The 8,837-nt window shown below is 70.5% G+C and carries 8 protein-coding genes; 3 read left to right on the top strand and 5 right to left on the bottom strand.

Features of this window, described 5'->3' with window-relative positions; all coding sequences use genetic code 11:
• Positions 1–12 precede the first annotated feature (12 nt).
• From IE262_RS12700 to IE262_RS12720, 5 genes are read right to left on the bottom strand one after another with little or no spacing between them, the layout of a single operon-like run.
• Positions 13–732, bottom strand: coding sequence for a NuoI/complex I 23 kDa subunit family protein (locus IE262_RS12700; RefSeq protein ID WP_229877228.1), 720 nt, complete (start codon positions 730–732; stop codon positions 13–15).
• A 1-nt stretch (position 733) separates the two neighbouring features.
• Positions 734–1,702: a complex I subunit 1/NuoH family protein gene (locus IE262_RS12705; RefSeq protein WP_189873532.1), complete on the bottom strand. Its 969-nt coding sequence runs from the start codon at positions 1,700–1,702 to the stop codon at positions 734–736.
• A complete protein-coding gene (locus IE262_RS12710; RefSeq protein WP_189873534.1) occupies positions 1,699–2,979 on the bottom strand; it encodes an NADH-quinone oxidoreductase subunit C in 1,281 nt (426 codons plus the stop codon). The genes IE262_RS12705 and IE262_RS12710 overlap by 4 nt, the downstream gene beginning before the upstream one ends.
• Complete coding sequence (locus tag IE262_RS12715; protein ID WP_189873536.1) at positions 2,976–3,647, bottom strand: NADH-quinone oxidoreductase subunit B; 672 nt, start codon at positions 3,645–3,647, stop codon at positions 2,976–2,978. The genes IE262_RS12710 and IE262_RS12715 overlap by 4 nt, the downstream gene beginning before the upstream one ends.
• Entirely contained in the window at positions 3,638–4,063 is a 426-nt protein-coding gene (locus IE262_RS12720; RefSeq protein WP_189873538.1) for an NADH-quinone oxidoreductase subunit A, read from the bottom strand. The genes IE262_RS12715 and IE262_RS12720 overlap by 10 nt, the downstream gene beginning before the upstream one ends.
• Positions 4,064–4,473: 410 nt before the next feature.
• Between IE262_RS12720 and IE262_RS12725 the strand changes: the two genes are divergently transcribed.
• The 3 genes from IE262_RS12725 to IE262_RS12735 all read left to right on the top strand — a co-directional run bounded on the left by IE262_RS12725 (position 4,474) and on the right by IE262_RS12735 (position 8,411).
• Entirely contained in the window at positions 4,474–5,754 is a 1,281-nt protein-coding gene (locus tag IE262_RS12725) for a sensor histidine kinase (protein ID WP_189873540.1), read from the top strand.
• Positions 5,755–5,998: 244 nt separating this feature from the next.
• Positions 5,999–7,348 carry a sensor histidine kinase gene (locus IE262_RS12730; protein WP_189873542.1) on the top strand — a complete coding sequence of 450 codons (1,350 nt, stop codon included), beginning with the start codon at positions 5,999–6,001 and terminating at the stop codon, positions 7,346–7,348.
• Between the two features lie 403 nt (positions 7,349–7,751).
• A complete protein-coding gene (locus tag IE262_RS12735) occupies positions 7,752–8,411 on the top strand; it encodes a response regulator transcription factor (protein ID WP_308432742.1) in 660 nt (219 codons plus the stop codon).
• The last annotated feature ends 426 nt before the right edge of the window (positions 8,412–8,837 follow it).

An 8,837-nucleotide genomic window follows, 5' to 3' on the forward strand; every position in this document is an offset into this window, starting at 1 on the left:
CTGCGGTGAGGCTCACGACTCTCCTTCCTGCGGCTTCCGGTTGGTGTCCGGTTCCGGCTCGGGCCCGGCCGCGGTCCCTGTGTGGGGCCTGGCACTGGATGGGGGCTCGGCTGCTGGCTCGGTCTGGGGCTGTACCTGGTCTGCCGACTCGGCTTGCGCTGCCGACTCCGCCTGAGCTGCCGACTCCGACTGGGCTGCCGACTCCGCCTGGGCCGCGGCCAGTTTCTCCGCGGACTTGCGGGCCGCGGCGATCTCCTTCGGCTCCTCGGCGCCGGGATCGAGGGCGGGCGGGGCCGGGACGGTCCACATCCACTCGCGGAGCTTGTCGCGTTCGTGGGTGAGGTCGCGGATGTCGGTCTCGGCGTACTCGAACTCCGGGGACCAGAAGAGGGCGTCGAAGGGGCAGACCTCGATGCAGATGCCGCAGTACATGCAGAGGGAGAAGTCGATGGCGAAGCGGTCGAGGACGTTGCGGCTGCGCTCACGGCCGCCCGGGGCGGCAGGAGGGACCGTCTCTTTGTGGGAGTCGATGTAGATGCACCAGTCCGGGCACTCACGGGCGCACAGCATGCAGACCGTGCAGTTCTCCTCGAACAGCCCGATCACACCGCGGGTGCGGGGCGGGAGTTCGGGCTGGGCGTCCGGGTACTGCTCGGTGACGGTCTTCCTGGTCATCGTGCGGAGGGTGACGGCCAGGCCCTTGGCCAGGCCGGAGCCGGGGATGGGGGCCACGTTAGGGGTTCACCACCTTGACGACGCCGGTGAGGGCGATCTGGGCGAGGGCGAGCGGGACGAGGAGGGTCCAGGAGAGCTTCTGGAGCTGGTCCTCGCGGAGACGCGGATAGGTGACGCGCAGCCAGATGACGACGAAGGCGAGGATCGCGGTCTTCAGGAGGGTCCAGACCCAGCCGAGGCCGTCGGCGCCCCAGGGGCCGTGCCATCCGCCCAGGAAGAGGACGGTGGTCAGGCCGCACAGGACGACGATTCCGGCGTACTCGGCGAGGAGGAAGAGGGCGAAGCGGAGGCCGGTGTACTCGGTGTACGCGCCGAAGATGATCTCCGAGTCGGCGACGGGCATGTCGAACGGGGGCCGCTGCAGTTCGGCGAGACCGGCGACGAAGAAGACGATCGCGCCGACGATCTGCCAGGGCAGCCACCACCACTCGAAGGCGTCGACGATGCCCGGGAGGGAGACGGTGCCGGCCGCCATCGCGACGGAGGCGGCGGCGAGCAGCATCGGGAGTTCGTAGGCGAGGAGTTGGGCGGCGGTGCGGAGGCCGCCGAGGAGGGAGAACTTGTTGGCGGAGGCCCAGCCGGCCATGAGGGAGCCGAGGACGCCGACGCCCATGACGGCGAGGACGAAGAAGATGCCCGCGTCGATGACCTCGCCGACCGCGCTTTCGCCCGGGCCGATGGGAATGGCGAGGAGGACGAGAAGGTACGGGAGGAGGGCGACGGCGGGGGCGAGCTGGAAGATACGGCGGTCCGCGCCCGCCGGGACGATGTCTTCCTTCTGGGCGAACTTGACGCCGTCGGCGACGAGTTGGGCCCAGCCGTGGAAACCGCCGGCGTACATGGGGCCGAGGCGGCCCTGCATGTGGGCCATCACCTTGTGTTCGGTCTGGCCGATGATCAAAGGGAAGGTGAGGAAGACGACGAAGACGACGAGGAGTCGCAGGGCGACGTCGAGCGCGTCGTTCACTGCGTGCCTCCTGAGGGGTCGTCGGGGGTCGGGGGCGAGTCCGAGGTCGAGGTCGAGTCCGGGGTCGGGGGCGAGTCCGGGGTCGAGTCCGGGTCCGGCTTTGGCGTCGGGTCCGGCATCGGGTCCGGCGTCGACTTCGGCTCCGGCTTCGGCTCGGGCTCCCGCTTCGCGGTGGGTTCGGGTTCTTCGAAGGCGGGGCGGGCGTGGTGCCAGGGGGCGTCCGTGCTGCGGGAGGTGGGTGCCTTCGGATTGGGGCGCTCCGGGCGGGGCTCGGTCGGGGCTGTCGGTTCCGTGGCCCTCGCGGAGGGCGCCGCCTCTGCGGACTCCGCGGGCCCCGTGGACTCTGCGGACTCCGAGCGCCGGCTCGCCGAACCCTCGCTCGCGCTCCGTGAACGCCGTGTCGGGGTCGTACCGGAGGGAGACCCGGTCTGGCTGACCGACCCCTGGGCGGCGGTACGGGTACGACGCGGCGTCGTCGGCGCTGGACCCGCACCCGGCCCCGTACCAGTACCAGCACCCGCACCCGCACCCGCACCCGCACCCGCACCCGCACCCGCACCCGCACCCGCACCCGCACCCGCCGTAGTCTGGCTGGCCGAGCCCTCGCTTGCCGAGCGGGTGCGGCGGACGGGGCGGTCGCCCGCGGCGCGAGTGGGCCGTTCTCCGGCGGCGCGGGAGGGACGGTCGCGGGTGGGGCGGCTCGGGGCCGGGGGGAGTTGGCCCTTGAGGGGCCCCCACTCGTTGGGATCGGGGACGCCCGGCGGGAGCATCTGGCGGCGCTTGGGGCCGCCATGGTCCGACTCGCCCGGCTCCTTCGCACCCGGCCAGGCCTTGGCCACGCGTGCGGCCAGGACGAAGTCCTTGCGCAGAGGGTGCCCCTCGAATCCTTCGGGCAGCAGGAGCGGGGCGAGCCCCGGGTGGCCCTCGAAGATGACGCCGAACATCTCGTGGGTCTCGCGCTCGTGCCAGGCCGCGCCCGCGTACACCCCGGTGGCGGTCGGCAGGGCGGGGGTCTCGTGCGGGACCGTCGTACGGAGAAGGAGGCGCCGGACCGGGGCCAGGGCGACGACATGGGCGGCGACGCGGAAGCCCGTGCCGGGTTCGTCGACGGCGCTCAGCCAGTCGAAGAACGTGCAGCTCAAGGCGGAGTGGGCCGTACGGAGCGCCTGGGTCCAGGATGCGGACGGGACGTCCACGGTGAGAACACCGTACGACTCCTCGGCCGTGGCCTCGGGGCCGAAGAGTTCCTCGACGGGCGCGGGGAGCCAGCCGGTCACCGGTCCCCCTTCCCGGCGGCAGCCGGCGGTGCCACGAGCCCGCTCTCCAGCGCGGCCGTCGACGGGCGCGCGGCGTGGCCGTACCGCTCTCCCAGCGACTCGCGCGCGATCTTCTCCTGGAGTTTCAGGATGCCCTGGAGCAGGGCCTCCGGGCGGGGCGGGCAGCCGGGGACGTAGACGTCGACGGGGATGATCTGGTCGACGCCCTTGGTGACGGAGTACGAGTCCCAGTAGGGGCCGCCGCAGTTGCTGCACGCGCCGAACGAGATGACGTACTTCGGCTCCGGCATCTGCTCGTACAGGCGCTTCACGGCCGGGGCCATCTTGTCCGTGACCGTGCCGGAGACGACCATCAGGTCGGCCTGGCGCGGGCCGGGTGCGAACGGGATCACGCCGAGGCGGATGAAGTCGTGGCGGGCCATCGACGCGGCGATGAACTCGATCGCGCAGCAGGCGAGGCCGAAGTTGAACACCCAGAGCGAGTAGCGGCGGCCCCAGTTCAGGATCACCTTCATCGGCTCCGGGGCGAGACGCGCGAGCGCGCCGAGACGCTTCGGCTCCGGCAGGAGAACGGGCTCCGGGCGAACAGGTTCCGGGCGACCGTGTTCTGGACGAACAGGCTCCGGACGGACAGGCTCCGGCGAAGTCACTTCTGGCGTCACGTCCATGCCAGGACGCCCTTCTTGTATGCGTAGAGCAGGCCGACGGTCAGGAAGCCCAGGAAGATGAACATCTCCACGAGCGTCGTCGCGCCGTAGCCGGGGGCGGCGAAGACCGTCGCCCAGGGGAACAGGAAGATCGAGTCGACGGCGAAGATCACGTACAGGAAGGCGTACACGTAGTAGCGGACCTGGGTGTGCGCCCAGCCCTCGCCGACGGGGTCGACTCCGCACTCGTACGTGAGGAGTTTCTCGGGGGTGGGGACGACGGGGCGCAGCAGGCGACCCGCGCCGAAGGCGACGGCGACGAACAGCACGCCGATGACGGCGAGCAGTCCGACGACCGAGTAGGACTGGAAGTAGTCGGACGCGGCCACCGTCACGGTTCCGGTTCCAATTCCGGTTACAGTCCCGGCCCCCGTCACAGCTCCGGTTCCGGCCCCGCTCACAGCTCCGGTACCGACCCCGGCCCCGCTCACAGCTACGGTTCCGGTCGTGACAGCTGCGACAACCGTCGGTTCCGGCACGTCCGTCCCCTCACTCCCTGACTTCGCCTCTGGTCGACTTCGACCACTGGGCCTGACCTGATGTGACGTGACCTGCCCGGTCCCGGCTTGCCGGCCGCCGTGATCGCTGTGGTTCGCTGATCTGTACGCACGGGAGTCTAGGCCCTGCTAAAGAAACGGTAAGCAGCCCGTCTCAGCTTGAACGGTAACGCGCAACGGCTCGGCTCGGAGAGGCCGCCCGGGCTGCCGGGGATGGTGGGGTTTTCCCCAGGATGGCCGGGCGGCCGTCCTCATGGCGCAGTGGGGGCCAGCCGGGCAGTCTGGGCGGCATGACCGCTCGTATCCCCGTCGGCTCCCATCAGCCACACCCTTCACGGGACAGACAGAACCCGTTGGTCTCGCCTTCCGGACGGCCGCTGCCGGCCGGCCGGACGCCGTCCGATCCGCTACCGCCCGCGCGGTTCGCGTTCGACGGGCAGACGTGGCGGGAGATCGCGCATCTCCTGGCCAATATGCCGGTGGCGTTGTTCGGGTTCACCTACGTCGTGACCGTGCTGTTCACCTCGGCCTCTCTGACGGTGACGGTGATCGGCCTCCCGTTGCTCGCGGCCGCGCTGCTGGGCGCCCGGCAGCTGGGGAAGCTGGAGCGGGCGCGGGCCCGGGCGCTGCTGCGCGTGCGGGTGGACGAGCCGAGTCCGCTGCCGATGCGGGGGAACGGCGGATTCTTCTCGCAGGTCTGGACGAGCGTGAAGGACCCGGTGGGCTGGCGCACGATGCTGTACGAGTTCATGCGCCTGCCCTGGGGGGTCGCGACCTTCGTCATCACGCTCACCTCACTCTTCGTGCTGTGGCCGGTGCTGCCGTACATCGCACGGGCGCTGACGAACGCGGACCGGGCGATGGTGCGCGGTCTGCTCTCCCCCTCCGAGGAACTGGAGCGCCGTATCGCGGAGCTGGAGTCCGACCGGGGAGTCGTGGTGGACACGGCGGCGGCCGACCTGCGCCGCATCGAGCGCGATCTCCACGACGGCGCCCAGGCGCGCCTGGTGAACCTCGCGATGGGCCTCGGCCTCGCCAAGGAGAAGCTGCTGGAGGGCCGGAACGACGAACACGTGGCGGCGATGGTCGAGGAGGCCCATGGTGAGGTGAAGCTGGCGCTCCAGGAGCTGCGGGACCTGGCGCGGGGGATCCATCCGGCGGTGCTGACGGACCGGGGCCTGGACGCGGCCCTGTCCGCGGTGGCCTCACGCTGTACGGCGCCGGTGAAGGTGACCGTGGACCTGGAGACCCGTCCGGCCGCCGCGATCGAGGGCATCGCCTACTTCACCGTCTCCGAGCTCCTGCAGAACGTCAGCAAGCACAGTGGGGCCCGGTCCGCAGCCGTCGACGTGTGGCGCACCGACGAACGGCTGCTCGTCCAGGTCTGGGACGACGGCCGCGGCGGCGCGGCCCTCGACGGCGGTACGGGGATGGCGGGGCTCGCGGAACGGTTGGGCGCGGTCGACGGGCTGTTCGTCGTCGAGTCGCCGGTCGGGGGGCCCACGACGGTGACGGCGGAGCTGCCGTGGCGGGACAGGGGCGACGAGGGGGCGCAGACGCGCAGAAGGTGAGGACGCCCCTCCAGGTGCTGTCCGTGCTGTCGTGTGCCCTTGAGGAGCCCCTAAGGGCCTAAGGGGTCCCTAAGGGGCCCCGGAGGGACGAGGTGGGGAAAACCCCCGCCTCAAGAGGCCGACGGCCTTCATGGCCCGGTCGGCTCGCTGCGAGCACTGTGGAGCCACGACGAACCACGCGAACCACGACATCCGAAGTGCGGGATCCGAAGCGAACCCCGCCGCAGGAGAACGGACGGCGGCCATGGCCACGGAGTACGGACACGAGTACGGGAGCTGGGGTGGCTCCGAGGCGGTCGGGAAGCGGCGGCATCGGCTCCCGGCGGGGCTGCGGGCACCGTTCGAGGCGCGCAGTTGGCGGGAGTTCGCGTATGTGCTGCTGAGCCTGCCGATCGGCATCCTGATGTTCGTGTACGGCGTGACGATGGTGTCGCTCGGGGCGGGGCTGCTGATCACGTTCCTCGGCGTACCGGTGCTGGCCGCAGCGCTGGCGGGCGTCCGGGGGCTCGGTGCGATGGAGCGTGCGCGGGCGCGTGGGTTGCTGGGCGTGGAGGTGGCGGCGCCCGAGCCGCTGCGGGTGAAGCGGTCCGGGGCCATGGCGTGGATGGGTGCCGTGTTCAAGAGCGGCGCGTCGTGGCGGCACCTGTTGTATGCGGTGGTGCAGTTCCCGTGGGCGGTGTTCTCGTTCGTGGTGGCGGTCACCTTCTGGGCCTCCGGGTGGGCGATGCTCACGTATCCGCTCTGGTTCTGGGTCTTCCCCATGTGGGTGGGCCAGGACGGGATCCAGCTGTACGGAGACGGGTCGCACCACGTGTACCTGGACAACCCGTTCGAGATCACCGTGACCGCGCTGGTCGGGCTGCTGTTCACGCTGGCCACGCCGTGGATCGTGCGGGCGCTGACGATGGTGAACGAGCTGATGGTGCAGGGGCTGCTGGGGCCGTCCCGGCTGGCGACGCGGGTGGTGGAGCTGGAGTCGGACCGGGGGGTCGTGGTCGACGCCGCCGCGGCCGACCTGCGCCGCATCGAACGCGATCTGCACGACGGGGCGCAGGCGCGGCTGGTGGCGCTGGCGATGGATCTGGGGCTCGCGAAGGAGAAACTGGCGGAGGATCCGCAGGCGGCGGCGCGCATGGTGGACGAGGCGCACGGTGAGGTGAAGACGGCGTTGCAGGAGCTGCGGGACCTGGCGCGGGGGATCCACCCGGCGGTGCTGACGGACCGGGGGCTGGACGCGGCGTTGTCGGCGGTCGCGTCCCGGTGCGCCGTGCCGGTGCGGGTGGAGGTGGATCTGCCGGCGGCTCGGCCGGCGCCCGCGATCGAGGGGATCGCGTACTTCACGGTGTCCGAACTGCTGCAGAACGTGAGCAAGCACTCGGGGGCCACCCGGGCGACGGTGGATGTGTGGAAGGTGGACGACCGGCTGATGCTCCAGGTGGTGGACAACGGCATCGGCGGGGCTGATGTGTCCGCCGGGTCGGGGCTGGCGGGGCTCGCGGAGCGGTTGGACGCCGTGGACGGGATTCTGGTGGTGGATTCGCCGGTGGCGGGTCCGACGCGGGTCACGGCGGAGCTGCCTTGGCGTCGTGGGTAGCGCGGTGGCGGGCTGGTGGGTTGATGTGGGCTGAGGTGGGTTGGCGCGGCTGAGGTGAGTCGGCGTGGGCTGAGGTTGGTTGGCGTGGGTTGAGGTTGGTTGGCGTGTGTTGAGGTTGGTTGGCGTGGGTTGAGGTTGGTTGGCGTGGGTTGAGGCGGGCTGAGGTGGGTTGAGGTGGGCCGAGGTCGCCCCCTGTTCGTGCTGTCTGCGCGGGCGGGGGGCGGCGTGCTGTGTCTTTCCCGCCGTCCGGGACGAGTCTGTCCACAGGCTCCGTGAGGGCGGACGGATCGCGGGATACTGATGTGCCGAGAGGCGGCGGGAGGACGGGTCGCCGGAGGCCCGCCCGATACACGGGGCGGCCGGACACACAGGGCTCGGGGGGCCGAGGATCGTGGAGGACAGGGTGCGGGTGGTCATCGCCGAGGATTCGGTGCTGCTCAGAGAGGGGCTGACTCGGCTGCTGACCGACCGTGGGCACGAGGTCGTCGCGGGCGTCGGGGACGGAGACGCTCTGATCAAGACCATCACGGAGCTGGCGGCGCAGGGTGAGCTGCCGGACGTGGTGGTGGCGGATGTGCGGATGCCGCCGACGCATACGGATGAGGGCGTGCGGGCGGCCGTACAGCTGAGGCGGGAGCATCCGGAGCTCGGCGTGCTCGTGCTGTCGCAGTACGTGGAGGAGCAGTACGCCACCGAGCTGCTCGCCGGTTCCAGTCACGGTGTCGGCTATCTGCTGAAGGACCGGGTGGCCGAAGTGCGTGAGTTCGTGGACGCGGTGGTGCGGGTGGCCGAGGGGGGTACGGCGCTGGACCCGGAGGTCGTCGCGCAACTGCTGGGGCGCAGCCGCAAGCAGGACGTGCTCGCGGGCCTCACCCCGAGGGAGCGGGAGGTCCTAGGACTGATGGCCGAGGGACGGACCAACTCGGCGATCGCACATCAACTCGTGGTGAGTGACGGCGCGGTGGAGAAGCACGTCAGCAATATTTTCCTGAAGCTCGGGCTGTCCCCGAGCGACGGGGATCACCGGCGCGTCCTGGCGGTGCTGACCTATCTGAACTCATGACGGAATGACAGCGTGTCAGATGTCCGATAACAGAGATAAAACGCCGGACACGAGATGCGTTCACTGCCATGGGCCTTTGGGCCGAGAACCGAAGGACGAGTACGGAGCGTCTCCCGAGGAAACACCGGAGGCGGGTAAATCATGACAAGTCAGGGTGCCCAACTGTCTCATTTCTGCGTCCGCCATGCGAACGCTCCAGGGAAGGCCACCCTTACCGACGTAGGGTTGGTCTTGGGAAGGCCGGCCGGACGGCCGCTCCCAGACAGCCGCCTCAAGGGAGGTCCAGTTCAGTGACCAGCCAGGTCAGCAGCCCAGCGGAGTCGGCCGACGAGGCCGTCGTGGGAGAGCAGCGCAATCCGACGGGCGTGAAGGATGTCCGTCGGGTGGATCGGGTGATCATCCGTTTCGCGGGGGACTCGGGTGACG

This window comes from Streptomyces bluensis (genome assembly GCF_014650715.1).
Classification (GTDB): Bacteria; Actinomycetota; Actinomycetes; order Streptomycetales; family Streptomycetaceae; genus Streptomyces; species Streptomyces bluensis.